The organism is Pseudomonas agarici, assembly GCF_001543125.1.
Taxonomy (GTDB): Bacteria; Pseudomonadota; Gammaproteobacteria; order Pseudomonadales; family Pseudomonadaceae; genus Aquipseudomonas; species Aquipseudomonas agarici.
In genome coordinates this window covers 3,397,155-3,423,445 of the sequence record NZ_CP014135.1, presented here as the reverse complement: position 1 = coordinate 3,423,445, position 26,291 = coordinate 3,397,155, and the positions used below count along the sequence as shown (strand labels likewise).

Here is a 26,291-nt window from a genome sequence, read left to right as displayed (position 1 = left end):
AGATACATCTCGTACAGAGCCTAGGGCTCAGTTCAGCAGGTCACGCAATACCTGGGTAAATGCCCGCCCGCTTTGTTCTTCGTCCGCATGTCGACCACCCCGCACCACCCACTGGCCGTTGACCATGACGTCACGGACCTGGCGATCGCCGCCAGCGAACAGCCAGCGATTGAGAATGCCATCGTCCTCGGCGGTCGCCAGATAGGGGTCGTTGCCGTCGAGCACCAGCCAGTCGGCGCGTTTGCCCGCTTGCAGCTTGCCGATCGATTGCCCGAGCGCCTGAGTGCCGCCGTCGAGTGCCGCGTCATACAGGGTGCGCCCGACCATCGGTTGGGCGGCACGATACAGGCGGTTACGCCGTTGATCGCGCAAGCGCTGGCCATATTCCAACCAGCGCAATTCCTCCACCACACTCAGTGACACATGGCTGTCGGAACCGATGCCCATGCGCCCGCCCTGAGCGAGAAAATCCACCGCCGCAAAGATGCCGTCGCCCAAATTCGCTTCGGTGGTCGGGCACAGCCCGGCGATCGCCCGGCTGCGGGCCATGCGCGTGACTTCCTCGGCATTGGCGTGGGTAGCGTGCACCAGGCACCAGCGTTCATCGACCTCGACATTATCGTACAGCCATTGCAACGGCCGCTTGCCGCTCCAGTCCAGGCAGTCATCGACTTCCTTCTGTTGCTCGGCGATATGGATATGCACCGGGCACTGGCGGTCGCTGGCGGCCAGCACCTCGCTGATCTGCCGCGGTGTCACCGCCCGCAACGAGTGGAAGCACAGCCCGAGAGCCTGGGCCGGCTGCTTGGCCAGCGGCGGCTGCAAGCGGGCCTGCAACTCCAAGTAATTTTCGGTGCTGTTGATAAAGCGCCGCTGGCCGTCATTCGGGGCCTGGCCGCCAAAGCCGGAATGGCTGTAGAGCACCGGCAACAGGGTCAGGCCGATGCCCGTGTCCGCAGCCGCCTGGCTGATGCGCAATCCCAGTTCCGCTGGATTGGCATAGGGCTGGCCGTTGGTGTCGTGGTGTACATAGTGGAATTCGGCCACCGAGGTGTAACCGGCCTTGAGCATCTCAATATAGAGTTGGCGGGCGATGATGCCCATCTGCTGCGGGCTGATCTTGCCCACCAGCCGATACATCAAATCGCGCCAGGTCCAGAAGCTGTCGTTCGGATTGCCGGCCACTTCCGCCAGACCGCCCATTGCCCGCTGGAAGGCGTGGGAATGCAAGTTCGGCATGCCCGGCAACAACGGGCCGCTCAACCGTTCGGCGCCTTGCGCATGGGAGTCGGCCTGGACCTGAGCCAACATGCCTTCGGCATTGACCTCAAGGCGTACATTTTTGGCCCATCCACTGGGCAGCAGCGCGCGTTCGGCAAAGAAGACGGACATGGTTTAGCACCCCATCGTGTGTTATTTGTATATACATATACAGACGTTTGCCTGCCCGGTAAACTCCGGCAAGCTAGTGGTTTGTACGGTTAGTGGGTTACAGGCCACTACCACCTTTAACATCGAACAAGGATTTCCTGTGCCGACTCCGCCTGCCAACAAGCCGCTGGCTGCCCACCTGGGCGATAGTCCGGCGCCGTTATATGCCCGCGTCAAACAGATGATCACCCAGCAGATCGACAGCGGAAACTGGCCGCCGCATTATCGCGTGCCGTCCGAAAGCGAACTGGTGGAACAGCTGGGCTACAGCCGCATGACCATCAACCGCGCCCTGCGGGAAATGACCGCCGAAGGCCGGCTGGTGCGCATGCAGGGTGTCGGCACCTTTGTCGCCGAGCCCAAGAGCCAGTCGGCGCTGTTCGAGGTGCACAACATTGCCGATGAGATCGCCGCGCGCGGCCATCGCCACACCTGCCAGATCATTACCCTTGGCGAAGAGGCCGCTGGTTCCGAGCGGGCCGTGGCCCTGGACATGCGTGAAGGGCAGAAGGTCTTCCATTCGCTGATCGTGCATTTGGAGGATGGTATTCCGGTGCAGATTGAAGACCGCTTCGTTAATGCGCTGGTGGCTCCGGACTACCTCAAGCAGGATTTCACTCTGCAGACGCCCTACGCCTACCTGTCCCAAGTCGCGCCACTGACCGAGGGCGAGCATGTGGTTGAGGCCATTCTCGCCGACGCCACCGAATGCCAGTTGCTGCAGATCGAACCGGGCGAGCCGTGCCTGCTGATCCGCCGCCGGACCTGGTCCGGTCGTCAGCCAGTGACAGCCGCTCGCCTGATCCACCCCGGTTCCCGTCATCGCCTGGAAGGACGCTTTACCAAATGAGCTCACTGAAAGTCCTACGTGCGGTGGATTATCCGCGCATGCCGTGGAAAAACGGCGGTGGCAGCACCGAGGAAGTCACTCGTGACGCCGGGGAGGGCTTGGATGGTTTTGGCTGGCGTCTGTCGATTGCCGATATCGGCGAGTCAGGGGGCTTTTCCAGCTTCGCCGGCTATGAGCGGATCATTACCGTACTGCAGGGCGCGGGCATGATCTTGCAGGTCGATGGCGAGCGCAGCCGGGCGTTGCTGGCCCTGGACCCGTTTGCCTTCAGTGGTGCGAGCCAGGTTAGTTGCGCGCTGCTCGATGGACCGATCCGCGACTTCAACCTGATCTATCTGCCGGATCGCTACAGCGCCCGCCTGCAATGGCTGGATGCCATGCAGCCCATGCGTTTCTTCAGTTCGGCGCACGTGCTGCTGGTCTTCAGTATCAGTGACCCACTGCATGTCGGCCTGGGCAATAGCGGCGCTGAAGTGCTGGGACGTCATGACTGTCTGCAACTGGAAGGTAACGCACAGTTGCTTGAAGTATCGGTGACCGGACGTTGCTGTGTGATCGAGTTGACTCCCACCTGACTAGGACGGGTGGGCACCCCGCTCATTCGATCAACCGCCGTTTACGCTGCGCACTAACCTGTTACCGAACGCCCCAGCACGGCACAAAACCCTCTCTCGGTAACAGTTTCTTACCTGTATCTTCTTTTCGTCCCACCACTTCATTTTCCGCTCAAGGCCCCGTCCTACAGCGTTCTCCAACTATTCTGAAAAATTTCTCAGCCTCTGATTTTCAAGTTGGCCGTTTGATTGCATATGCTTGTATGTACAAGTAAGTATGTGTGCGTATGAATCAACGGATACGGTTACGCGCCACCCTATTTTCCGCTTGTGAGGATCTGGTCCGCACGAGCTCGCTTGCCCACTGCCTGGGCGGGTTTGGACGATCGCAGAGGAGTTTTTTCGTGACTGAGAATACCCAGAAACCTACCGCCAATTTTACCAAGCGCCGTGACGTCGAAATCCGTGCCGCCCGTGGCAACCAACTGACCGCCAAGAGCTGGCTGACCGAAGCGGCGCTGCGGATGCTGATGAACAACCTCGACCCGCAAGTGGCTGAGAACCCGAAGGAATTGGTGGTCTACGGCGGTATCGGCCGGGCTGCGCGAAACTGGGAATGCTACGACAAGATCGTCGAGAGCCTGACTCACCTGAATGACGACGAGACCCTGCTGGTGCAATCCGGTAAGCCGGTCGGCGTATTCAAGACCCACAGCAACGCCCCGCGCGTGCTGATCGCCAACTCCAATCTGGTGCCGCACTGGGCCACCTGGGAGCACTTCAACGAATTGGATGCCAAGGGCCTGGCCATGTTCGGCCAGATGACCGCTGGTAGTTGGATCTATATCGGTAGCCAGGGCATCGTCCAGGGCACTTATGAAACCTTCGTCGAAGCCGGTCGCCAGCATTACGACAACAACCTGAAAGGCCGTTGGGTCCTGACCGCCGGTCTAGGCGGCATGGGCGGTGCGCAACCTCTGGCCGCGACCCTGGCCGGCGCGTGCTCGCTGAATATCGAATGTCAGCAGGTCAGCATCGATTTTCGCCTGAACAGCCGTTATGTCGATGAACAAGCCCGCGACCTCGACGATGCCCTGGCGCGTATCGCCAAATACACTCAGGAGGGCAAGGCCATTTCCATCGCCCTGCTCGGCAACGCCGCCGAAATCCTGCCGGAACTGGTCAAGCGTGGCGTGCGCCCGGACATGGTCACCGACCAGACCAGCGCCCACGACCCACTCAACGGCTACCTGCCGGTTGGCTGGACCTGGGAAGAATACCGCGCTCGCGCCATCACTGAACCTGCGGTGGTGGTGAAGGCCGCCAAGGCGTCGATGGCGGTGCATGTCAAAGCGATGCTTGACTTCCAGAAGCAAGGCATCCCGACCTTCGACTACGGCAACAACATCCGCCAGATGGCCCAGGAAGAAGGTGTCGAGAACGCGTTCGACTTCCCTGGTTTCGTTCCCGCTTATATCCGTCCGCTGTTCTGCCGTGGCATCGGTCCGTTCCGCTGGGCCGCGCTGTCGGGCGATCCGCAGGACATCTACAAGACCGACGCCAAGGTCAAGGAACTGATCCCGGACGACGCCCACCTGCACAACTGGCTGGACATGGCGCGCGAGCGCATCAGCTTTCAGGGCCTGCCGGCGCGTATCTGCTGGGTTGGCCTGGGCCAGCGCGCCAAGCTGGGCCTGGCCTTCAACGAAATGGTGCGCAACGGTGAGTTGTCGGCACCGATCGTCATCGGTCGCGACCACCTGGATTCCGGTTCCGTGGCTAGCCCGAACCGCGAAACCGAGTCGATGCAGGATGGTTCCGACGCTGTGTCCGACTGGCCCCTGTTGAACGCTCTGCTCAATACCGCGAGCGGTGCTACCTGGGTGTCCCTGCACCACGGCGGTGGCGTGGGCATGGGCTTTTCTCAGCATGCGGGCATGGTGATCGTCTGCGACGGTAGCGACGAAGCGGCCGAACGTATCGCCCGCGTGCTGCACAACGATCCGGCGACGGGTGTCATGCGCCACGCTGATGCCGGTTACCAGATCGCCATCGACTGCGCCAAGGAACAAGGCCTGAACCTGCCGATGATTACCGGCAAATAAGCCGGCGCCGCACCCAACGACAAACAATCCACAGAGGTTGAACAATGGCAGTGCCAAATGATCGTGCAGGCAACAAACCGTTGATCGAAAGACGTTCGATCGACTACATACCCCAAGCGGAAAGACATGGTCGCCTACTCAGTCAGTTTACCCTGTGGTTGGGGGCCAACCTGCAGATCACCGCGATTGTCACCGGTGCCTTGGCGGTGGTGCTCGGTGGCGATGTCTACTGGTCGCTGATCGGCCTGCTGCTCGGGCAGTTGCTCGGCGGCGGGGTGATGGCGTTGCATGCCGCGCAAGGCCCGCAGCTTGGCCTGCCGCAGATGATCTCCAGTCGCGTGCAGTTCGGTGTCTACGGTGCGGTGATCCCCCTGGTGCTGGTGTGCCTGATGTACATCGGCTTCTCGGCCAGCGGTTCACTGCTGGCCGGACAAGCAGTGGCGCAGTTGCTCCATGTCCAGGACTGGGTCGGTATCGTGCTGTTCGCCGCCTCGATCATGATCTTCACTATCTTCGGCTATCGGGTGATCCACGGCGTGGGCCGTATCGCCAGTGTGCTGGGAGTGATCGCTTTCATCTACCTGTTTTACAAGCTGCTGGCCGGCAATGATATTGCCGCGCTGCTGGGCAACAAGCATTTCTCCCCGGCGAGCTTCCTGCTGGCGGTGTCGCTATCGGCCTCCTGGCAGATCGCGTTCGGACCTTATGTGGCGGATTACTCGCGTTACCTGCCACGCAGCACCTCGGCAGCGAAAACCTTCTGGGCCGTGGGCCTGGGGTCGGTGATCGGTGCCCAGGCCTCGATGGTCTTCGGTGTGTTCGCGGCGGCACTGGCCGGTTCGCAATTTGCCCATCACGAAGTTTCTTTCATCGTCGGTCTCGGTGGTACCGGAATTGTCGCGGCGGCGTTGTACTTCGCCGTGGCCTTCGGCAAAGTCACCGTGACCACGCTGAACGCCTATGGCAGCTTCATGTCGATCGCCACCATCATCAGCGGCTTTCGTGGCAGCCGGCATATTTCCAGCGCTGTGCGCCTGTTCTACATCTTCATCATGGTGAGTATCGCCACGGCTCTGGCGCTGCTTGGCAAGGACTCGTTCCTCAAGGATTTCTCCGCGTTCATCTTGTTCCTGTTGGCGTTCTTCACGCCCTGGAGCGCGATCAACCTGGTGGACTTCTATTGCATCACCAGGGAACGTTACGACATCCCCGCGCTGTCCGATCCCAATGCCCGCTACGGTCGCTGGAACATCATGGGCATCAGCATCTATGTGTTCGGCGTGCTGATCCAGATGCCGTTCATTGCCACCCATTTCTATACCGGCCCCCTGGTTGCGAGCCTGGGCGATACCGACATTTCCTGGATCATCGGTCTGGTGGTTCCGGCGGCGTTGTACTACTTCGCCGCGAAGAAGTGGCATAGCGCGGTTCCTGATCATTTGATCCTGGCGATAGAGCAGGGCGACCTCGCGGCGCAAAAGATCGACGATCGGGTTCAGCCGTCGGCCGTCTAGCCGCCGAGCACAACCCGCGCCTGTATTGGAAAACGTGGACAGGGCCTGCTCGCGGGCCTCCCAAGGCCGGATGCCTCTTGACTGCCGTTAACCCCTTCATGATGAGGAACGTCACATAATGAAAATGACCAAGACCCTGCTCACCACGGCGTTATCCCTGGGCCTGTTGGCCGCCGCCGGTGCCAGCCAGGCCGCTGGCTGGTGCGAATCCGGCAAGCCTGTGAAGTTCGCCGGCCTCAACTGGGAAAGCGGTATGTTGCTGACCGACGTCCTGCAATTTGTCCTCGAAAAAGGCTACGACTGCAAGACCGACAGTCTGCCAGGCAACTCCATCACCATGGAGAACGCCCTGAGCAGCAACGATATCCAGGTCTTCGCCGAGGAGTGGGTCGGTCGCAGTGAAGTCTGGAACAAGGCTGAGAAAGCCGGGAAGGTCGTCGGTGTCGGTGCGCCGGTGGTCGGTGCCATCGAGGGCTGGTATGTGCCGCGTTATGTGGTCGAAGGCGATGCCAAACGCAAGATCGCGGCCAAGGCTCCCAACTTGAAGAAGGTTTCCGACCTGGCGCAGTACGCCGCGGTGTTCAAGGATCAGGAAGAACCGAGTAAGGGGCGCTTCTATAACTGCCCGGCTGGCTGGACCTGTGAGCTGGACAACAGTGAGATGCTGAAAAGCTACGGCTTGGAAAGCACTTACACCAACTTCCGACCTGGCACCGGGCCGGCTCTGGATGCGGCGGTGCTGTCGAGCTACAAGCGCGGCGAACCGATTCTGTTCTACTACTGGTCGCCGACGCCACTGATGGGTCAAGTGGACCTGATCAAGTTGGAAGAGCAACCGGGTGTCGACAAGAGCGTGAGTATCAAGGTCGGTCTGTCCAGGACTTTCCACGACGAAGCGCCTGAATTGGTCGCTGTCTTGGAAAAGGCTAATCTGCCGATCGATTTGCTGAACCAGAACCTGGGGCGCATGGCCAAGGAGCGGATCGAGTCGCCAAAGCTGGCGAAAACCTTTCTCAAGGAACACCCTGAGGTCTGGCAGGCTTGGGTCAGCGCCGAGGCTGCCAGAAAAATCAATGCGGCTCTGTAGGTAATAACCTTCCGGCTAACCGAGAGGCTGGCCGGGACGTTCGCAGGCTCCGAGGTAAACGGCCTGCGCGACGATCATGCACCGTTAAAAATTGGCTCGGGCGAACGAAGTGAGTAATGCTCAGTGAGTGAACTAAACTGCGTTTCCCCGCCCATTTTTGCCTTGCCTGATCGCCGCTCGACTGGTTTTCGTCCGAGCGCTACACCCACTTGATCGAGAGTTTCCAATGTTTCCCGAGAATTTCACGTTTTCCATCGCCGACTGGGTCAACGGTTGGGTTGATTCGCTGGTGACCAACTACGGCGATGTGTTCCGCCACATCTCCGACACCCTGCTGTGGGCCATCGTCAATCTGGAAGGCCTGCTGCGCCTAGCGCCCTGGTGGTTGATGCTGGCCATTGTCGGCGGCATCGCCTGGCATGCCACCCGCAAGGTGGTGACCACCGTGGTGATCGTCGGCCTGCTGTTTCTGGTCGGCGCGGTCGGCCTGTGGGACAAACTGATGCAGACTCTGGCGCTGATGCTGGTGGCGACGCTGATCTCGGTGCTGATCGGGATTCCCCTGGGCATTTTGTCGGCACGCAGCAATCGCCTGCGTTCGGTGCTGATGCCGCTGCTGGATATCATGCAGACCATGCCCAGCTTCGTGTACCTGATTCCGGTGCTGATGCTGTTCGGCCTGGGCAAGGTTCCGGCGATCTTCGCCACGGTGATTTACGCCGCGCCGCCGCTGATCCGCTTGACTGACCTGGGTATCCGCCAGGTGGATGGCGAGGTGATGGAAGCGATCAATGCCTTCGGCGCCAACCGCTGGCAGCAACTGTTCGGCGTGCAACTGCCGTTGGCGTTGCCGAGCATTATGGCTGGGATTAACCAGACCACCATGATGGCGTTGTCGATGGTGGTGATCGCCTCGATGATCGGTGCCCGTGGTCTGGGCGAGGATGTGCTGGTCGGGATCCAGACCCTGAACGTCGGACGCGGTCTCGAAGCGGGGCTGGCCATTGTGATTCTTGCCGTGGTCATTGACCGCATTACCCAGGCCTATGGTCGTGCGCGTCATGAGGTGAGCAAATGACTGATTCCATCGTCAGCAAGATCGAAGTCAAGAACGTCTTCAAGATTTTCGGCACGCGTGCAAGCGATGCGCTGAACTTGATCCACCAGGGCAAGACCAAGGACCAAGTGCTGGCCGAGACCGGTTGCGTGGTCGGGGTCAACGACCTGTCACTGACCATTGGCACCGGCGAGATCTTCGTGATCATGGGCCTGTCGGGTTCCGGCAAGTCGACCCTGGTTCGCCACTTCAACCGCCTGATCGATCCGACCAGCGGCGTGATCCTGGTGGACGGCGTGGACATCCTCCAGCACGACATGCAAGCCCTGCGCGAATTCCGTCGGCACAAGATCAGCATGGTGTTCCAGAGCTTCGGCCTGCTGCCCCACAAGACCGTGCAGGAAAATGTCGCCTATGGCCTCAAGGTCCGTGGCGAGAGCAAGGAACTGTGCGTCGAGCGCTCACAGCATTGGATCAACACCGTGGGCCTCAAGGGCTACGAGAACAAGTATCCGCACCAACTGTCGGGCGGCATGCGCCAGCGCGTCGGCCTGGCCCGGGCATTGGCTGCGGACACCGACATCATCCTGATGGACGAGGCGTTCAGCGCACTGGACCCGCTGATCCGCGCCGAGATGCAAGATCAGTTACTGGAACTGCAGAAGTCGCTGCACAAGACCCTCGTGTTCATCACCCACGACTTGGACGAGGCTGTGCGTATCGGTAACCGCATCGCGATTCTCAAGGACGGCAAACTGATCCAGGTCGGCACGCCGAAGGAAATCCTCCATTCGCCCGCCGATGAGTACGTGAACCGGTTTGTTCAGCGGCGTATTGCAACGATATGAAGTGAGTTTTTTGGTGGCGAGGGGCTGCTCGGAACGCCGTACCGCCACAGGTGTTGATCATCGGAATTTGTGTGAGGTTTCAGATGTCCCAGGCTGAAAAAATCGTTATCGCCGATGCGCCCTTGCGCTGGCAAGATGTGGTCGCGGTGGCTCGCCACGGCGCACGGCTCGAACTGGCGCCACAGACCTGGGCACGGATCGACAACGCCCAGACCATCGTCCAACGGATCGTGGTCAGCGGTGAGCGGGCCTATGGCGTGAATACCGGCCTCGGTGGCCTGTCCGATGTGTCGCTGGGCGGCGAACAACTCAGCCAGTTGTCGCGCAATACCCTGCTCAGCCACGCTTGCGGCGTCGGCGCGCCGTTGGCCGACGAGCAGACCCGGGCGATCATCTGCGCCGCCATCATCAACTACAGCCACGGCAAGTCCGGCCTGCATCGTCAGGTGGTCGAAGCCCTGCTGGCGTTGCTCAATCACGGCATCACCCCACAGGTGCCCTCTCAGGGGTCGGTGGGTTACTTGACTCATATGGCCCATATCGGTGTGGCCCTGCTCGGCATCGGCCAGGTCAGCTATCGCGGGCAGATCGTTGCCGCTCGGCAGGCGCTGGCCACGGCAGGTCTGCTCCCGGTGCAGTTGGGGGCCAAGGACGGACTGTGCCTGGTCAACGGCACACCGTGCATGAGCGGCTTGAGTTGCCTGGCGCTGGCCGACGCGCATCGTCTGGTGCAGTGGGCCGATGTGACCGCGGCCATGAGCTTCGAGGCCCTGCGCGGGCAGATCGCCGCGTTCGACGCACAAATCATCGCGCTCAAGCCGCATCCCGGTATGCAACAGGTCGGCGCCAACTTGCGCAGGCTGCTTGACGGCAGCGCAGTGATCGCCGCGAGCCAGGGCATTCGCACCCAGGACGCCTTGAGTCTGCGTTCGATCCCACAGGTTCACGGTGCGGTCCGCGATCAACTGGTCCATGCTACCCAGCAGATCGAAATCGAACTCAACGGTTGTACTGACAACCCGTTGTTGCTGGGCACTCCGGATAATTTCCGGGTGATGTCCCAGGCCAATCCCCACGGGCAGTCGGTCGCTCTTGCGGCGGATCTGCTGGCGATCGCCATGGCGGAAATCGGTTCGATTGCCGAGCGTCGCCTCGACCGCCTGATCAACCCCCATGTCAGTGGGCTGCCGGCGTTCCTGGTCAGCCAGCCGGGAGTCAACTCCGGGATGATGATCGTGCAGTACGTCGCCGCCTCCCTTTGTGCGCAGAACCGCCAGTTGGCGCAGCCGGCAGTGCTCGATAACTATGTCACTTCCGCGCTGCAAGAAGATCACCTGAGCCTGGGCACGAACGCCGCGCTCAAGCTGCATCAGGTTTTGGAAAACTGCACGCAGATCCTCGCCATCGAGTATTTACTGGCGGGCCAGGCTTTTGAATTCCTCAAGGAGCAGCGCTTCGGCGCTGGCACCGACGTCGCGTGGAAACTGCTGCGCGAGCACGTACCGGCCTATGAGCACGACCGCTGGCTGGCGCCGGATATCGCCAGCGCGGCAGCGCTTCTCAAGCACGCCACGCTTCTGCACGACAGGTTGACGAACCTGCATTGATCCCACGATAACCAGCGTGCCAAGGCGCCATCCGCTCAAAAAAGCGGACAGCGACGGATAACGGAAGCTTCCGGAGCGACTGGTAGTTAATAAAACTCTCAAAAGGAGCATGAATGTGACTGCGTTAAACCTGATTCCCGGCCAACTGACCCTCGCGCAACTGCGCGCCGTCTATCAGCAGCCGGTCAAACTGACCCTCGACCACAGCGCGGCGGCGCAGATCGAGGCAAGCGTTGCCTGCGTCGAGCAGATCCTTGCGCAAAACCGTACCGCCTACGGCATCAACACCGGGTTCGGTCTGCTGGCGTCGACCCGCATCGCCAGTGAAGACTTGGAAAACCTCCAGCGCTCTCTGGTGCTGTCCCATGCCGCCGGTGTCGGCGCGCCGATCAGCGACGCGCTGGTGCGCCTGGTCATGGTGCTCAAGGTCAACAGCCTGAGCCGGGGCTTCTCCGGGATTCGTCGCCAGGTGATCGATGCGTTAATCGCGCTGATCAATGCCGAGGTCTATCCGCACATTCCGTTGAAAGGCTCGGTCGGCGCCTCCGGCGACCTGGCACCCTTGGCCCATATGTCGCTGGTGCTGCTGGGCGAAGGCAGGGCCCGCTATCAGGGTGAGTGGCTGGACGCACCGACCGCGCTGAAGCGGGCCGGCCTGCAACCGCTGACTCTGGCCGCTAAAGAAGGCCTGGCGTTGCTCAACGGCACCCAGGTATCCACTGCCTTTGCCCTGCGTGGCCTGTTCGAAGGCGAAGATCTGTTCGCCGCTGCCCTGGTCGCCGGTAGCCTTACGGTCGAGGCAGTGCTGGGCTCGCGCTCGCCGTTCGACGCCCGAATCCATGCAGCGCGTGGCCAGCGCGGCCAGATCGACGCGGCGGCCAGCTATCGTCACCTGCTGGGCGAGCACAGCGAAGTGTCCGGCTCCCACGAGAACTGCGAGAAGGTCCAGGACCCGTACTCCCTGCGCTGCCAACCGCAGGTCATGGGCGCCTGCCTGACCCAGATGCGCCAGGCAGCCGACGTGCTGGTGGTCGAAGCCAACGCCGTATCGGACAACCCGCTGGTATTCGCTGCCGAGGGCGATGTGATTTCCGGCGGCAATTTCCACGCCGAACCGGTGGCCATGGCCGCCGATAACATGGCTCTGGCGATTGCCGAGATCGGTTCCCTGAGCGAGCGCCGTATTTCGTTGATGATGGACAAGCACATGTCGCAGTTGCCGCCGTTCCTGGTGGCCAATGGCGGCGTCAACTCCGGCTTCATGATTGCCCAAGTGACCGCTGCGGCCCTGGCCAGCGAGAACAAGGCTCTGGCGCACCCGCACAGTGTTGACAGCCTGCCGACTTCCGCCAACCAGGAGGACCATGTGTCGATGGCTCCTGCAGCCGGCAAGCGCCTGTGGGAGATGGCCGAGAACACCCGTGGGATTCTCGCGGTCGAATGGTTGGCGGCCTGTCAGGGCCTGGACCTGCGTAACGGCCTGAAAACCTCGCCGGCTCTGGAAACCGCCCGTGCGACCCTGCGTGAAAAAGTGGCCTACTACGACAAGGACCGTTTCTTCGCCCCGGATATCGAAGCGGCTAGCGAGCTGCTGGCATCGCGCTGCCTGACCCCGCTGGTCCCGGCGAAGTTGCTGCCTAGCACCGGCCACTAGCCTGTAAGCATTGCCAGGAACGGACTTGGCGGCTGCCACCGATTGAAATGGGGGCCTGCCGCCCGGCAGATGATTTTTGCCTGAGCGGGTTGGGTTGGGTACTCTGCGACCCTTTTTTGCGGTCGGGTGGCCGCAAGACCTTCGCCACAAGTCTGATTCTCATCGATCTGTACCGATAAGAATAATTAAGGACGAGTTATGCAACAGTCAGTCAAAGGTTTGAGACGTGGGCTTTGCGCCCGACATATTCGCTTCATGGCCCTGGGTTCCGCCATCGGCACCGGGTTGTTCTATGGTTCCGCCTCGGCCATTCAGATGGCCGGCCCGGCCGTGTTGTTGGCCTACCTGATCGGTGGCGCGGCGGTATTCATGGTGATGCGCGCCCTCGGTGAAATGGCGGTGCACAACCCGGTGTCCGGCTCCTTCGGCCAATACGCCAGTACCTACGTCGGCCCGATGTCCGGCTTTATCCTGGGCTGGACCTATGCCTTCGAGATGGTCATCGTCGGCCTGGCCGACGTCACCGCCTTCGGCATCTATATGGGCTTCTGGTTTCCGGAGGTCGACCGTTGGGTCTGGGTCCTGGGTATTGTGTTCTTTATCGGCGCGCTGAACCTGTGCGCGGTGAAGGTTTTCGGTGAGATGGAATTCTGGCTATCGCTACTCAAGGTCGGCGCCATTGTCGCGATGATCCTCGGCGGCTTCGGCATTATGTTCTTCGGCATCAGCACGGCCACGCCGACCGCTGAAGTCGGTGTCAGCAATCTCTGGACTCACGGCGGCTTCATGCCCAACGGCGCGGCGGGGATGATCGCCTCGTTCGCGGTGGTGATGTTTGCCTTCGGCGGTATCGAGATCATCGGTGTCACCGCCGGCGAAGCCGAGGACCCGCAGCGGGTGATCCCCAAGGCGATCAATGCGGTGCCGGTGCGTATCCTGCTGTTCTACGTGCTGACTCTGTTCGTGCTGATGTCCATCTACCCGTGGCCGCAGATCGGCAGCCAGGGCAGCCCGTTCGTGCAGATCTTCCAGAACCTGGGCATTGGCTCGGCGGCGACCCTCCTCAATATCGTGGTGATCTCGGCGGCCGTGTCGGCGATCAATAGCGATATTTTCGGTGCCGGGCGCATGATGTATGGCCTGGCCCAGCAAGGGCAGGCACCGAAGGCCTTTGCCCGGCTGTCCCGGGCCGGTGTGCCGTGGATGACCGTGGTGGTCATGGGCGCAGCCCTGTTGGGTGGCGTGGTCCTGAACTACCTGATTCCGGAAAACGTGTTCCTGCTGATCGCTTCGATCGCGACCTTCGCCACCGTCTGGGTGTGGATCATGATCCTGATCACCCAGGTCGCCATGCGCCGCTCGATGAGCCGTGAAGAAGCGGCCCAACTGAAGTTTCCCGTGCCATTTTGGCCTTATGCACCCATGGCGGCCATCGCCTTCATGGTCTTTATCTTCGGCGTGCTGGGCTGGTTCCCGGACAGTCGTCCGGCGCTGATCGTCGGCGCGGTCTGGATCGGCCTGTTGGTGCTGGCCTACCTGATCTGGGTCAGGCCAGCGGCCGCCCTGGTGGTTCAAGCGCCTTCCTCGTCGCATCGATAGCCCATGGAGGCCCCGAATGAAAACCCTTTGGCAGAACTGTCACGTTGCAAGCATGGCGCAAGGCAGCTACTCGATCATTGAGGATGCCGCCATCGTGACCCTGGCGTCGAAGATCGAGTGGATCGGCCCGCGTGCCGAACTGCCGGCGGCGGACTATCCACGGGTCAACGACTTGGAAGGGGCCTGGGTGACACCGGGGTTGATCGATTGCCATACCCACGCGGTGTTCGGTGGTAACCGCAGTGGTGAGTTCGAGCAGCGCCTGCAAGGGGTGAGCTACGCCGAGATCGCCGCCGCCGGTGGCGGTATCGCCAGCACCGTGCGGGCCACCCGCGCCGCCGGTGAGGACGAACTGTTCGCCAGTGCCCGGCAGCGTCTGATCTGCCTGCTGCGCGACGGCGTGACCAGTGTGGAGATCAAGTCCGGTTATGGCCTGGACCTGGACAACGAACGCAAGATGCTCAAGGTCATCCGCCGTCTCGGCGCCGAACTGCCGATCAGCGTGCGCGGCACTTGCCTGGCTGCCCACGCACTACCGCCCGAATATACGGGCCGTGCCGATGACTACATCGAGCATATCTGCAACGAGATGCTTCCGGCCCTGGCCGCCGAAGGCCTGGTGGATGCGGTCGATGCGTTCTGTGAGTACCTGGCGTTTTCCCCGGCCCAGGTCGAGCGGGTGTTCAAGGTTGCACGACAACTGGGCCTGCCGGTGAAACTGCACGCCGAGCAATTGTCGTCGCTGCACGGTTCGAGCCTGGCGGCGCGCTATCAAGCGCTGTCGGCGGATCACCTGGAGTTCATGACCGAAGAGGATGCCATTGCCATGGCAGCCGCTGGTACGGTGGCGGTGTTGTTGCCCGGTGCCTTCTATTTCTTGCGCGAAACCCAATTGCCGCCGATGGATGTACTGCGCAAGCACGGGGTGAAGATTGCCGTTGCCAGCGACCTCAATCCAGGGACTTCACCGGCCCTGTCGTTGCGCCTGATGTTGAACATGGCCTGCACACTGTTTCGCATGACGCCGGAAGAGGCCTTGGCCGGTGTCACCCTGCACGCCGCCACGGCGCTGGGCATGGGGGACAGTCACGGTTCCCTGGAGATCGGCAAGGTGGCGGATTTTGTCGCCTGGCAGATCGAGCGTCCGGCGGACCTGGCCTACTGGCTGGGCGGTGAGCTGAACAAGCGCGTGGTGCGCCACGGCACTGAACTAGGAGAATGATGGTGGATAACGTCCTGAGCTTCAAACAAGGCCGCGTGCCATTGCTGATCAGCATGCCCCACGCCGGGTTGAAACTGACCCCGGCGGTCCGGGACGGGCTGATTCCCGAGGCCCGCAGCCTGCCGGATACCGATTGGCACATTCCGCGGCTCTATGACTTCGCCACGGAACTGGGCGCCAGCACCCTGGCTGGAGAATATTCGCGGTTTGTCATCGACCTCAACCGTCCATCCGACGACAAACCCCTGTATGTCGGTGCCACCACCGGCCTCTACCCGGCGACGCTGTTCGACGGTGTAGCGCTGTTCCGGGACGGCCAAGTACCGTCCGCCGAAGAGCGGGCGAGCTATCTGGAGCAGGTGTGGACGCCGTATCATCAGGCCCTGCAAGCGGAGCTGGCGCGGCTCAAGGCCGAGTTCGGCTATGCACTGCTGTTCGATGCGCACTCGATCCGCTCCGTGATTCCACGCCTGTTCGAGGGCAAATTGCCGGACTTCAACCTCGGTACGTTCAACGGCGCGGCCTGCGATCCGCAGCTGGCATCGCGGTTGGAAGCGATCTGTGCCAGGCAGCCGAACTATAGCCATGTGCTGAACGGGCGCTTCAAGGGCGGTCACATCACTCGCCACTACGGCAACCCAGCCGAGCATATCCATGCGGTGCAACTGGAGCTGTGCCAGTGTACCTATATGGAAGAGTTCGAACCGTTCAACTACCGTGACGACCTGGCCGAACCGACGCGAGTCGTGCTCAAGGAACTGATGCAAGGATTGCTGGCCTGGGGACGTGAGCATTACGGGCGTTGACTGATTCGGCTGCTGCTGCGTCTGTCAGGGCCTCTTCGCGGATAAAAATTCCGTTATCGGCGACGATAACGGCTTTTCCCAGGTAGGAAAACAGATCGGGCCAGCGGTACTGACACACTCCGAATTCCCCTGCATACCTGGTGCTGCTAGCCCTGTGGAGCCGCTCCTGCCGCTCGGTTTTATCCTGCGAATTAAAGCGTTTATTGAACTGATTTAAGCGTTGGCCAAACCGTGGACGCCAGGGCCGCAGCGCGCGCGAGCGCTTTTGACAAGAACATGCCGTTTCGGCAATTCGGGTTTATGATGCCGGACGGCAGAATAACAGAAGTCCCCCTCAGGGATGACCTCGACCCTTACGGAGCGCGTAATGCAGACTTTGTACCCACAGATCAAACCCTACGCCCGGCATGATCTGGCCGTGGATGAGCCGCATGTGTTGTACGTCGACGAAAGCGGCTCGCCCGAGGGCTTGCCCGTGGTGTTCATTCACGGTGGTCCGGGTGCCGGCTGTGATGCCCAGAGCCGTCGTTATTTCGATCCGAACCTGTACCGCGTCATTACCTTCGACCAGCGCGGCTGCGGTCGTTCGACGCCGCACGCCAGTCTGGAAAACAACACCACCTGGGACCTGGTGGCAGACCTGGAGCGGATTCGCGAGTACCTGGGCATCGACAAGTGGGTGGTGTTCGGCGGCTCCTGGGGTTCGACCCTGGCTCTGGCCTATGCTCAGACTCACCCGGAGCGGGTTCATGGCCTGATCCTGCGGGGCATCTTTCTTTGCCGCCCGCAGGAAATCGAGTGGTTCTACCAGGCTGGCGCCAGTCGCCTGTTCCCGGACTATTGGCAGGATTACCTGGCACCGATCCCCGTGGAGGAGCGCGGCGACCTGCTGAGCGCCTTCCACAGACGCCTGACCGGCAACGACCAGATCGCCCAGATGCATGCGGCCAAGGCTTGGTCACTTTGGGAAGGCCGCACCGCGACCCTGCGCCCCAATCCGTTGGTGGTCGATCGCTTCTCCGAGCCGCAGCGAGCCTTGTCGATTGCCCGGATTGAGTGTCATTACTTCACCAACAATGCGTTCCTGGAACCCAACCAACTGATCCGCGACATGGACAAGATCGCCCATTTGCCGGGCGTGATCGTGCATGGTCGCTACGATGTGATTTGTCCGCTGGACAATGCCTGGGAATTGCACCAGGCCTGGCCCAATAGCGAGTTGCAGGTGATTCGCGATGCCGGGCACGCGGCGTCGGAGCCGGGTATTACCGATGCGCTGGTGCGCGCCGCCGACCAGATGGCGCGGCGTCTGCTCGATCTGCCTCCTGAAGAAGCATGAAGGGCCTGCTACAACGTGTCAGTGGGGCACGGGTCGAGGTCGCGGGGGAAGTGATCGGCGCCATCGACCAGGGGTTGCTGGTGCTATTGGCCGTGGAACCTGACGACACTTTGGCCTGTGCCGACAAACTTCTGAAGAAGCTACTGAACTATCGGGTGTTCAGCGATCCTCAGGGCAAGATGAACCTGTCCCTGGCGGATATCGGTGGCGGTTTGCTGCTGGTGTCGCAGTTTACCCTGGCCGCCGATACCCAGAGCGGATTACGCCCGAGCTTCTCCACGGCGGCGCCGCCAGCGGTCGCCGAGGCGCTCTTCGACTATGTAGTGGCACAGGCGCGACGTTGGCATGGCCAAGTGGCGACGGGGCGTTTCGGGGCGGATATGCAGGTGCATCTGGTCAATGATGGCCCGGTAACATTCCTGTTACAGACCTGAAAGCAGCAAAAACGACATATCGGGCTGAAAACAGGGGGATTTGCCGATAAATACTTTGTTTCGCCTGATGCGTTGTCACGCGGCCTACTAGATAATCGCGCGCTATGGGGATCGGCGTTCGTTGGTCCATTTTGACTTGGGTAGAGACTTGTCCGACACCGTTTGGGGAATCATTTTGTCCCAGGGGAGTCGGAACAATGCTCGCCAACCTGGCATGGGTGGCCTGTACGGTTGGTTTGGCTGGCATTATTTCTGATGCCGGGAGGCCAGAGACAAAGCGCTGCGACGAGTCATAGCCGGCTATGGCAAGGCGTCGCAACGTAGTATCTGGATTTGTGGCGCTGAAATAAGCCATCCCAACGGACCACGCAGGTTACTTGGTCTAGCCGTTGGTTTTTTGATCTGTTTTCGGCGAGGGTTGCTCGTGATTGTTAGTCCCTGTAATGCACCAAAATTGACTGCCAAAGGGTTACGAAAAGCATTGGTGACGGGCTCCGCACTGCTTTGCCTGCTCGGTGCCGGCCAACTCTTTGCATTCAATTTGGACGATGTGGCGGCCAAGGCGAAGACCCTGGCTGGGCAGAAATACGAAGCTGGGCGCAGCAATCTGCCGAACGAATTTCGTGAGATGAAGTTTGCGGACTATCAAAAAATCCGCTTCCTGACCGACAAGGCCGAATGGGCCGATCAGAAGACGCCGTTCAAGTTGTCGTTCTATCATCAGGGCATGCATTTCGACACGCCGGTGAAAATCAACGAAATCACCGCCAAGGATGTCTCGGAGATCAAATACGATCCGAGCCGTTTCGATTTCGGCGACCTGAAGTTCGATCCTAAAACCACCGAACAATTGGGTTATGCCGGTTTCCGCGTGCTTTACCCGATCAACAAGGCCGACAAGCAAGACGAAATCATGACCATGCTGGGCGCGAGTTACTTCCGCGTCGTCGGCAAGGGCCATACCTATGGCTTATCCGCTCGTGGCATGGCAATCGATACCGCATTGCCGTCCGGCGAAGAGTTCCCGCGCTTCACCGAATTCTGGGTGCAGCGGCCCCAGCCGACCGACAAGCACCTGGTGATCTTTGCTTTGCTCGACTCGCCACGGGCCACGGGCGCCTATCGACTGACCCTGCGTCCGGGCAGCGATACCATCGTCGACGTGAAGGCGCAGATGTTCCTGCGTGACAAGGTCGGCAAGCTGGGCGTGGCTCCGCTGACCAGCATGTTCCTGTTCGGCGCCAACCAGCCGTCGAAAGTCCTCAACTACCGTCGCGAGTTGCACGACTCCAGCGGCCTGTCGATCCATGCCGGGAATGGCGAATGGCTCTGGCGCCCGCTGAACAACCCGAAACACCTGGCAGTGAGCAACTTCTCCGTGGAGAACCCGCGTGGTTTCGGCCTGTTGCAACGGGGTCGCGACTTCAGCCACTACGAAGACCTCGACGATCGCTACGACAAGCGCCCAAGTGCCTGGATCGAGCCGAAGGGCGATTGGGGCAAGGGCACCGTCGATCTGGTGGAAATTCCGACTGCCGACGAAACCAACGACAACATCGTGGCTTTCTGGAACCCGGAAAAGCTCGCCCAGCCAGGTGAGGCGATGAACTTCGCCTACCGCATGCACTGGACCCAGGACGAAGCCGCCCTGCATTCGCCAGACAGCGCCTGGGTCAAGCAGACCCTGAAGTCCACCGGTGACGTCAAGCAGTCGAACCTGATCCGTCAGCCGGACGGCAGCGTCGCCTATCTGGTGGACTTCGAGGGGCCTGCCCTCAAGGCCTTGCCGGAAGATGCCCCGGTACGCAGCCAGATCAGCGTCGGCGACAACGCCGAAGTGGTGGAAAACAACCTGCGCTACAACCCCGAGACCCAGGGCTGGCGCCTGACGCTGCGCCTGAAGATCAAGGACCCGAGCAAGACTACCGAGATGCGCGCCACCTTGGTCAAGGATATCGTTGCGCCTGAGCCGGCCACGGTCGAGCCCCAGGTAGCCAAGACCGACAAGATCGTGGCCAAGACTCAGGAGAAAGGTGCGGCCAAGGTCCCGGAGAAAGACAAGGCCAAGGCCAAGAAAGAGCATGATGCCCCGGTGCCGGCTCCCGAGGCTGTTCCTACCCACCTGGAACCGGTGAAGACTGAACAAGTTTTGACCGAGACCTGGAGCTATCAGTTGCCCGCCGATGAGTAATTCAATTACCCAGCCAGAGACTCTCGCCGAGTATCTGGCGCACCTGCCGTTGAGCACCGAGCAGCGCGCCGAGCTGGCGAGCTGTGCTTCGTTCGCCGAGCTGCATGAGCGCCTCAGTGCCCATCCGTCCGTCGACTCCGCCGAAGCTGCGCAAGCCTCGGTGGGGCGTCGCCTGACCCTCAATTCGGCTGCTGAGCTGGAAGACGCCGAGATGCTCGCGGTCGACGCCAGTGGCCGGGTGTGCCTCAAGGCGACGCCACCGATTCGACGTACCCGAGTCGTGCCCGAGCCCTGGCGAACCAATATCCTGGTGCGCGGCTGGCGTCTCCTGACCGGGCGCGGCAACCCGCCACCGCCCAAGGATGACAAGCGCGACCTGCCTCATGCGCGCTGGCGCACCGTGGGTTCGATCCGCCGTTATATCCTGCTGGTGCTGATGCTTGGCCAGACCGTCATCGCCGGCTGGTACATGAAAGGCATCATGCCTTACCAGGGTTGGTCGTTCTTCGACCCCTCCGAGGTGATGCGCCAGCCGCTGCTACAGACCGCCCAGCAAGTGCTACCGTATGCTCTGCAGACCAGTATCCTGGTGCTATTCGGCATCCTGTTCTGCTGGGTCTCGGCCGGTTTCTGGACTGCCTTGATGGGCTTCCTCGAACTCCTGACAGGGCACGACAAGTATCGTATTTCGGGTGCCAGCGCCGGCAGCGAGCCGATTGCCCAGGATGCGCGCACTGCCATCGTCATGCCGATCTGCAACGAGGACGTGCCACGGGTCTTTGCCGGCCTGCGGGCAACCTTCGAATCGGTCGCGGCCACCGGTGACCTGGATCGCTTCGACTTCTTTGTCCTGAGCGACAGTAACGACACCGATATCTGCGTCGCCGAGCAACAGGCCTGGCTGGATGTTTGCCGTGAGGCCTCGGGCTTCGGTCGGATCTTCTACCGTCGTCGCCGTCGCCGGGTAAAACGCAAGAGCGGCAACCTCGACGACTTCTGTCGTCGTTGGGGGGGCGATTACAAATACATGGTGGTGCTCGACGCCGACAGCGTCATGAGTGGCGAATGCCTGACCAGCCTGGTGCGCCTGATGGAGGCCACGCCGGACGCCGGAATCATCCAGACCGCGCCGCGGGCGTCGGGCATGGATACCCTCTATGCACGCATGCAGCAGTTCGCGACCCGTGTCTATGGCCCATTGTTCACCGCCGGCCTGCATTTCTGGCAGTTGGGCGAGTCTCACTACTGGGGCCACAACGCGATCATCCGTATGAAGCCGTTTATCGAGCACTGCGCCCTGGCGCCGTTGCCCGGCAAAGGCGCGTTCGCCGGGGCGATTCTCTCCCACGACTTCGTCGAAGCCGCGCTGATGCGCCGTGCCGGCTGGGGCGTGTGGATTGCCTATGACCTGCCCGGCAGCTATGAAGAGTTGCCGCCGAACCTGCTGGACGAGCTCAAGCGCGACCGCCGTTGGTGCCACGGCAACCTGATGAATTTCCGGCTGTTTCTGGTCAAGGGCATGCATCCGGTACACCGTGCGGTATTCCTTACCGGGGTGATGTCCTACCTGTCGGCGCCGCTGTGGTTCTTCTTCCTGGTGTTGTCGACGGCTCTGCTGGCGGTCAACACCTTGATGGAGCCGCAGTACTTCATGGAGCCGCGCCAGCTTTATCCGTTGTGGCCGCAGTGGCATCCGGACAAGGCAGTGGCGCTGTTCTCCACCACTATCGTGTTGCTGTTCCTGCCTAAGCTGTTGAGCATCATCCTGATTTGGGCCAAGGGCGCGAAAGAGTTCGGTGGCAAGTTCAAAGTGACTCTGTCGATGCTGCTGGAGATGCTGTTCTCCATGCTGCTGGCGCCGGTGCGGATGATTTTCCATACCCGCTTCGTGTTGGCCGCATTTCTCGGTTGGGCAGCGACCTGGAACTCGCCGCAGCGTGACGACGATTCGACGCCTTGGAGCGAGGCGGTCCGCCGCCATGGTCCGCAAACCTTGCTGGGGGCATTCTGGGCCTTGCTGGTGATCTGGCTCAACCCGAGCTTCCTTTGGTGGCTGGTGCCAATCGTCGGTTCGCTGATGCTGTCGATCCCGGTTTCGGTGATCTCCAGTCGGGTCAACCTGGGTCTGCGTTCGAAAGATGAGAGCCTGTTCCTCATCCCCGAGGAATACAATCCGCCCCAGGCGCTGTTGGCAACCGATGAATACACCCATGAGAACCGTTGGCACGCGCTGAACGACGGTTTCGTCCGGGCTGTGGTCGATCCACAGCAGAATGCCCTGGCCTGTGCCCTGGCCACTGCCCGCCACGGTCAGGCCGAGCCCATCGAATGGCTGCGGGTGGAGCGCGTGCGGCACGCGTTGAAGGTCGGTCCGGCGGCACTGGACAATCATGCTCGCCTGCAATTGCTGAGCGATCCGGTCGCCCTGGCCCGCCTGCATGCGCAGGTCTGGGGTGACGGTCATGCCGAGTGGCTGACGGCTTGGCGTGATTCGATCAATGCCGATCCCCATGCGCCGCTGTTGCCGTTGCAACCTGCCGCCGTGGTCAGTCAACCTGCCTGAAACCTCCCCCCCGAGCCGTCAGCTCGGGGGGGAGGTTTCATCGTTACAGCGCATTTCCCCTCCAGTACCTCGCCGCATCTATTGTCATTTGGTAACAAAAGAGCCACCCGATGCCGTATGGCAGCGTGATCGAGTACGTTAGGATCGCGCCCCGAAATCGTGCCGACCAGGCTTGCTGGTGACTGTGGCTTCGCACAGCGCGCCAAAAGCTGCTGGCATCATCGGGAAATGGACCAAGGAATCTTCATGACGAAAAGGTATCTGTCGATACTCTTGCTGGGCGCTGCCACACTCTTCCACGCCTGCTGGCTCCAGGCGGGGGCCATCGAAGAGGCGGTCAAGCGGGGAAGCCTCAAGGTCGGCACCAATCCGACCTATATGCCTTTCCAGATGACTGACAAGCTGGGCCGGATCGTGGGCTTTGAAATCGACCTGTTGCATGAGATGAGCAAGTCCCTGGGGGTGAAGCTGGAGTTGCTGCCCAGCAGCTACCCACAACTGATCCCTGATCTGCTGGCGGGCAAGACCGACCTGGTCGCCAGCGGCATGACCCTGACCCAGGAGCGCAACCTGCGCCTGAATTTCAGCGATCCCTTTATCGTGGTCGGGCAGACGCTATTGATTCCGTTGGGCTTGGCGGACAAGGTCCAGAGCTTCGAGGACCTGAACGAGTCCGGCTACCGTATCCGGGTCAAGGCCGGCACTACCGGTGAAATAGTCGCCAGAAGAATGATCGGCAATGCCCAGTTGGTCAGCTATGCCACCGAGGAGGAGGGTGTACAGGACGTGATCAACGGCAAGGCCGATGCCTTTATCCATGATGCGCCCTACAACCTGGTGGCGGTGAACAAGCTGGGCCAGGGCAAATTGCTCTGTCTGGAGCAGCCCTTTACCTATGAGCCCCTGGCCTTCGGATTGAAGAAGGGCGACCACGATAGCCTGAACTGGATCAACCACTTCCTCCACCAGATCGCCGAAGACGGCACCTATGATCGCATCCATGACAAGTGGTTCAAGGAAACTGCCTGGCTGGCCGAAATCGACTGAGGCACTGTCGTTGTTGGGCCGAGCGGCTCAGACCTTGAAGCGCTCCACCAGGTGCTGCAACTGAACGCCCAACTGGCTCAGTTGCAGGCTCGCGGCGGTGGTCTGCTCGCAGGTGCTTGCGGTCTGCTGTGAGATGTCCCGCACGTGCAGCACATTGCGACTGATTTGTTCGGCGACGACGCGTTGTTGTTCGCCGGCGGCGGCAATCTGCTCGTTCATCCCGAGGATCTGCGATACGCTCTGGCTAATCCCTTCCAGCTTGCTGCCGCTGTGTCGACTTGACTCGACACTGGTGCGGGTCAGGCCGCGGCTTTTGTCAAGGCGTTGTGCCACTTGCTGGGTACCGTTTTGCAAGGCGCTGACCAGGCTTTCGATCTCCTCGGTGGAGTCCTGGGTGCGTTGCGCCAGGCTGCGCACTTCGTCGGCGACCACCGCAAAACCGCGCCCGGCCTCGCCGGCCAGGGCTGCTTCGATCGTGGCATTGAGTGCCAGCAGATTGGTTTGCAGCGATACCGACTTGATCACGTCCAGCACACCGCCGATCTTCTCGCTTTGCTGTTTGAGCGAGCCCATGGCCTCGGTGCACTGGCGCATTTCCTGTTCAAGCTGTTCGATATGGACAATCGTTTCGGCCACCGCCCAGTCGCCTTCCTGGGCCTGTTGCTCGGCCTGGCTGGCGGCCTGAGACGCAGCTTCGGCATGTTGTGCGACTTCGCGTGTGGTCGCGGCCATCTGCTTCATGGCCGTGGCGATCTGATCGATTTCGTCACGCTGCCTGCCAATGCGAGTGTTGGTCTGTTCGGTACTGCCGGACAACTGGTGGGCGGCCTCGGCAACGCGGGCCGTGCCCTGGCCGATGCCGCCCACCAGATTGCGCAGGCCCTGGTTCATGCCGTGTAGAGCCTGCTGCAATTGACCCATTTCATCGCCACGTTCGACCCGGATATCGCGGCTCAGGTCGCCCGCGGCCATGTACTCGGCGACCTTGAGGCTGCGCTTGAGGGGCACCAGGATCTGCGTGCTGATGATCCAGGCGGATAACGCGCCAATCACCAGGGCGAGCGCGGCAACACCGACCAGCACCCTGTTCGAATGACGCGTGTCGCGGTCGCGTTTTTCTGTCTGGCCCAGGCTCAAGGCGTCAATGCCGTCGAGCAGGGCTTTTCCAAGGATTTCCATGCGGTTATGCAACGTTGCGGTTTGCGTCTGTACGTCGCGAAATTGCATGAGGCTGGCGCGGTAAGTCGTCAATGCACCGACGGTGGCGGATAGGTCGTCGCTGACCGTCGAGGGCAGGCTGGCAAAGTGTTGCCTGACCTGACGCAGAATCTCGTCGAATCGCTCGATGGCCTGGAGTGCCTGTTCTGCGTAGCTTTGCGGCGAGGCAAAGGTGTAAGCCGGGGCTTCCACGCGGTGGTGGCTGTGGTCGATCTGTTGGCGCAGTTGTTCGAGGCCCTCGATCGGCTCACGCCATTGTGCGCCGGTGGCGAAGATCCCACTGGCCACGAGGACACTCGCCTGGGTCGTCGCCACGGCGAGCTGGGCCTGCTCCAGGCCAGCGAATAGCCGCACCCGCAATCGTTCGCGAACGTCGACCGTCTGGCTGAGATCATCGAGGGCATTTTGGAAGGCGACGAGGCTGGCGTGCTGTTTTTCCAGCAGATCCCGATAGACAGGCTCCTCGATGCGCTCACGCAACGCACCCAGATACTGGTCGATCTCGGATAGCTGGCGCCTGACATTGTCACGGCTATGCATGTCGTTGAGGACCCGAAAGGTCATGCGGTCAGCGCGCATATCCTGGGTGATATGACTGAGTCGGGCAATGATCGACAGTTGTTGCGAATGTTCGATGGTGTGTCGCAGGGCGTACCAGCCGGTGGCGGTGATGACGAGTGTCAACAGCAGCACGAGGCCGAAACCCAGGGACAGTTTGAAGCGGACACTGCGATTGATTAAAGCGTGAGTAAACCAAGGGAACATGATCCGTCTCCTGCCTGGCGGATAAGTGGCCATGCCCTGCGCGTATATGCGTGGGGCGATGTCCTCTCATCGGCTTTCCGGTCGGAGACCTGACCTGATCATATTGTAGGAATATTCATTTGTATTTGAAGGAATTGAGGTGTGGTGCCGTTGCCCAGTGCGCGAGGTAGCGAAATATCGTTGTCGAACTGGTGCGATCAAGTCGATGTTGAGGGAAGCGCAGTGTTGATCACGTAGATTATTTATGGGGAAGTATTTTTCGGAAGTGTCCTACTTACATTCGCTAAGCAAAGTTGTAGGGTCGACTTGGGCTAAGCACATTCTCTCACTGATTATGAGTCAGGATTATAAAAATGCATATGTCGGCGTCCTTGTTGCATACCCACCGAGTCTCTTCTGA

19 protein-coding genes are annotated in these 26,291 nt (G+C 60.9%); 17 read left to right on the top strand and 2 right to left on the bottom strand.

Translation table 11 applies throughout. The features are described 5' to 3' along the window. Positions 1-27: 27 nt before the first annotated feature. A complete protein-coding gene (locus AWM79_RS14960) occupies positions 28-1,392 on the bottom strand; it encodes a formimidoylglutamate deiminase (RefSeq protein WP_060783157.1) in 1,365 nt (454 codons plus the stop codon). A gap of 220 nt (positions 1,393-1,612) precedes the next feature. Here AWM79_RS14960 and hutC point away from each other — a divergent pair, with 220 nt between their 5' ends. From hutC to AWM79_RS14875, 17 genes are all read left to right on the top strand, one after another. Beyond that, on the top strand, positions 1,613-2,281 hold the full coding sequence (hutC, locus tag AWM79_RS14955; RefSeq protein ID WP_244159658.1) for a histidine utilization repressor: 669 nt from the start codon (positions 1,613-1,615) through the stop codon (positions 2,279-2,281). After that, complete coding sequence (locus AWM79_RS14950; protein WP_060783156.1) at positions 2,278-2,856, top strand: HutD/Ves family protein; 579 nt, start codon at positions 2,278-2,280, stop codon at positions 2,854-2,856. Before hutC ends, AWM79_RS14950 begins: the two co-directional genes overlap by 4 nt. Before the next feature lie 383 nt (positions 2,857-3,239). Further along, positions 3,240-4,940 (top strand): urocanate hydratase, encoded by a 1,701-nt coding sequence (gene hutU, locus AWM79_RS14945; RefSeq protein ID WP_060783155.1) that lies wholly within the window; start codon positions 3,240-3,242, stop codon positions 4,938-4,940. 44 nt (positions 4,941-4,984) lie between these two features. Continuing rightward, positions 4,985-6,454, top strand: a complete 1,470-nt coding sequence (locus tag AWM79_RS14940) for a purine-cytosine permease family protein (protein WP_017132466.1) — start codon at positions 4,985-4,987, stop codon at positions 6,452-6,454. 118 nt (positions 6,455-6,572) lie between these two features. After that, the gene (locus AWM79_RS14935; protein WP_060783154.1) at positions 6,573-7,541 is read left to right on the top strand and encodes an ABC transporter substrate-binding protein; all 969 of its coding nucleotides are present in this window, start codon (positions 6,573-6,575) and stop codon (positions 7,539-7,541) included. 226 nt (positions 7,542-7,767) lie between these two features. Then, on the top strand, positions 7,768-8,619 hold the full coding sequence (locus AWM79_RS14930) for an ABC transporter permease (RefSeq protein ID WP_017132464.1): 852 nt from the start codon (positions 7,768-7,770) through the stop codon (positions 8,617-8,619). Then, positions 8,616-9,446, top strand: a complete 831-nt coding sequence (locus tag AWM79_RS14925) for a quaternary amine ABC transporter ATP-binding protein (RefSeq protein WP_017132463.1) — start codon at positions 8,616-8,618, stop codon at positions 9,444-9,446. Before AWM79_RS14930 ends, AWM79_RS14925 begins: the two co-directional genes overlap by 4 nt. 83 nt (positions 9,447-9,529) lie before the next feature. After that, positions 9,530-11,053, top strand: coding sequence for an HAL/PAL/TAL family ammonia-lyase (locus AWM79_RS14920; protein ID WP_060783153.1), 1,524 nt, complete (start codon positions 9,530-9,532; stop codon positions 11,051-11,053). Between the two features lie 109 nt (positions 11,054-11,162). After that, a complete protein-coding gene (gene hutH / locus AWM79_RS14915; RefSeq protein WP_017132461.1) occupies positions 11,163-12,707 on the top strand; it encodes a histidine ammonia-lyase in 1,545 nt (514 codons plus the stop codon). A 198-nt stretch (positions 12,708-12,905) separates the two neighbouring features. Further along, complete coding sequence (locus AWM79_RS14910; RefSeq protein WP_026013230.1) at positions 12,906-14,306, top strand: amino acid permease; 1,401 nt, start codon at positions 12,906-12,908, stop codon at positions 14,304-14,306. A 16-nt stretch (positions 14,307-14,322) separates the two neighbouring features. Next, complete coding sequence (gene hutI / locus AWM79_RS14905; protein WP_017132459.1) at positions 14,323-15,528, top strand: imidazolonepropionase; 1,206 nt, start codon at positions 14,323-14,325, stop codon at positions 15,526-15,528. 2 nt (positions 15,529-15,530) lie between these two features. Next, positions 15,531-16,334, top strand: a complete 804-nt coding sequence (gene hutG, locus AWM79_RS14900) for an N-formylglutamate deformylase (protein ID WP_060783995.1) — start codon at positions 15,531-15,533, stop codon at positions 16,332-16,334. A 367-nt stretch (positions 16,335-16,701) separates the two neighbouring features. Continuing rightward, positions 16,702-17,673 carry a prolyl aminopeptidase gene (gene pip, locus AWM79_RS14895; RefSeq protein ID WP_017132457.1) on the top strand — a complete coding sequence of 324 codons (972 nt, stop codon included), beginning with the start codon at positions 16,702-16,704 and terminating at the stop codon, positions 17,671-17,673. Beyond that, positions 17,670-18,107, top strand: coding sequence for a D-aminoacyl-tRNA deacylase (gene dtd, locus AWM79_RS14890; protein WP_017132456.1), 438 nt, complete (start codon positions 17,670-17,672; stop codon positions 18,105-18,107). The genes pip and dtd overlap by 4 nt, the downstream gene beginning before the upstream one ends. A 424-nt stretch (positions 18,108-18,531) precedes the next feature. Continuing rightward, the gene (locus AWM79_RS14885) at positions 18,532-20,298 is read left to right on the top strand and encodes a glucan biosynthesis protein G (protein WP_060783994.1); all 1,767 of its coding nucleotides are present in this window, start codon (positions 18,532-18,534) and stop codon (positions 20,296-20,298) included. Then, the gene (gene mdoH, locus AWM79_RS14880; protein WP_017132454.1) at positions 20,291-22,861 is read left to right on the top strand and encodes a glucans biosynthesis glucosyltransferase MdoH; all 2,571 of its coding nucleotides are present in this window, start codon (positions 20,291-20,293) and stop codon (positions 22,859-22,861) included. The genes AWM79_RS14885 and mdoH overlap by 8 nt, the downstream gene beginning before the upstream one ends. Positions 22,862-23,107: 246 nt before the next feature. Continuing rightward, positions 23,108-23,908 (top strand): transporter substrate-binding domain-containing protein, encoded by an 801-nt coding sequence (locus tag AWM79_RS14875; RefSeq protein WP_017132453.1) that lies wholly within the window; start codon positions 23,108-23,110, stop codon positions 23,906-23,908. A 27-nt stretch (positions 23,909-23,935) separates the two neighbouring features. On the opposite strand, the gene AWM79_RS14870 is transcribed toward AWM79_RS14875, so the two are convergent. Next, positions 23,936-25,891, bottom strand: a complete 1,956-nt coding sequence (locus tag AWM79_RS14870) for a methyl-accepting chemotaxis protein (RefSeq protein ID WP_060783152.1) — start codon at positions 25,889-25,891, stop codon at positions 23,936-23,938. Positions 25,892-26,291 lie beyond the last annotated feature (400 nt).

Coding starts and splice junctions, on each gene's coding strand:
- AWM79_RS14960 (WP_060783157.1), bottom strand. CDS start 1,392: ATGTCCGTCTTCTTTGCCGAACGCGCGCTGCTGCCCAGTGGATGGGCC.
- hutC (WP_244159658.1), top strand. CDS start 1,613: ATGATCACCCAGCAGATCGACAGCGGAAACTGGCCGCCGCATTATCGC.
- AWM79_RS14950 (WP_060783156.1), top strand. CDS start 2,278: ATGAGCTCACTGAAAGTCCTACGTGCGGTGGATTATCCGCGCATGCCG.
- AWM79_RS14940 (WP_017132466.1), top strand. CDS start 4,985: ATGGCAGTGCCAAATGATCGTGCAGGCAACAAACCGTTGATCGAAAGA.
- AWM79_RS14935 (WP_060783154.1), top strand. CDS start 6,573: ATGAAAATGACCAAGACCCTGCTCACCACGGCGTTATCCCTGGGCCTG.
- AWM79_RS14930 (WP_017132464.1), top strand. CDS start 7,768: ATGTTTCCCGAGAATTTCACGTTTTCCATCGCCGACTGGGTCAACGGT.
- AWM79_RS14925 (WP_017132463.1), top strand. CDS start 8,616: ATGACTGATTCCATCGTCAGCAAGATCGAAGTCAAGAACGTCTTCAAG.
- AWM79_RS14920 (WP_060783153.1), top strand. CDS start 9,530: ATGTCCCAGGCTGAAAAAATCGTTATCGCCGATGCGCCCTTGCGCTGG.
- hutH (WP_017132461.1), top strand. CDS start 11,163: ATGAATGTGACTGCGTTAAACCTGATTCCCGGCCAACTGACCCTCGCG.
- AWM79_RS14910 (WP_026013230.1), top strand. CDS start 12,906: ATGCAACAGTCAGTCAAAGGTTTGAGACGTGGGCTTTGCGCCCGACAT.
- hutI (WP_017132459.1), top strand. CDS start 14,323: ATGAAAACCCTTTGGCAGAACTGTCACGTTGCAAGCATGGCGCAAGGC.
- pip (WP_017132457.1), top strand. CDS start 16,702: ATGCAGACTTTGTACCCACAGATCAAACCCTACGCCCGGCATGATCTG.
- dtd (WP_017132456.1), top strand. CDS start 17,670: ATGAAGGGCCTGCTACAACGTGTCAGTGGGGCACGGGTCGAGGTCGCG.
- mdoH (WP_017132454.1), top strand. CDS start 20,291: ATGAGTAATTCAATTACCCAGCCAGAGACTCTCGCCGAGTATCTGGCG.
- AWM79_RS14875 (WP_017132453.1), top strand. CDS start 23,108: ATGACGAAAAGGTATCTGTCGATACTCTTGCTGGGCGCTGCCACACTC.
- AWM79_RS14870 (WP_060783152.1), bottom strand. CDS start 25,891: ATGTTCCCTTGGTTTACTCACGCTTTAATCAATCGCAGTGTCCGCTTC.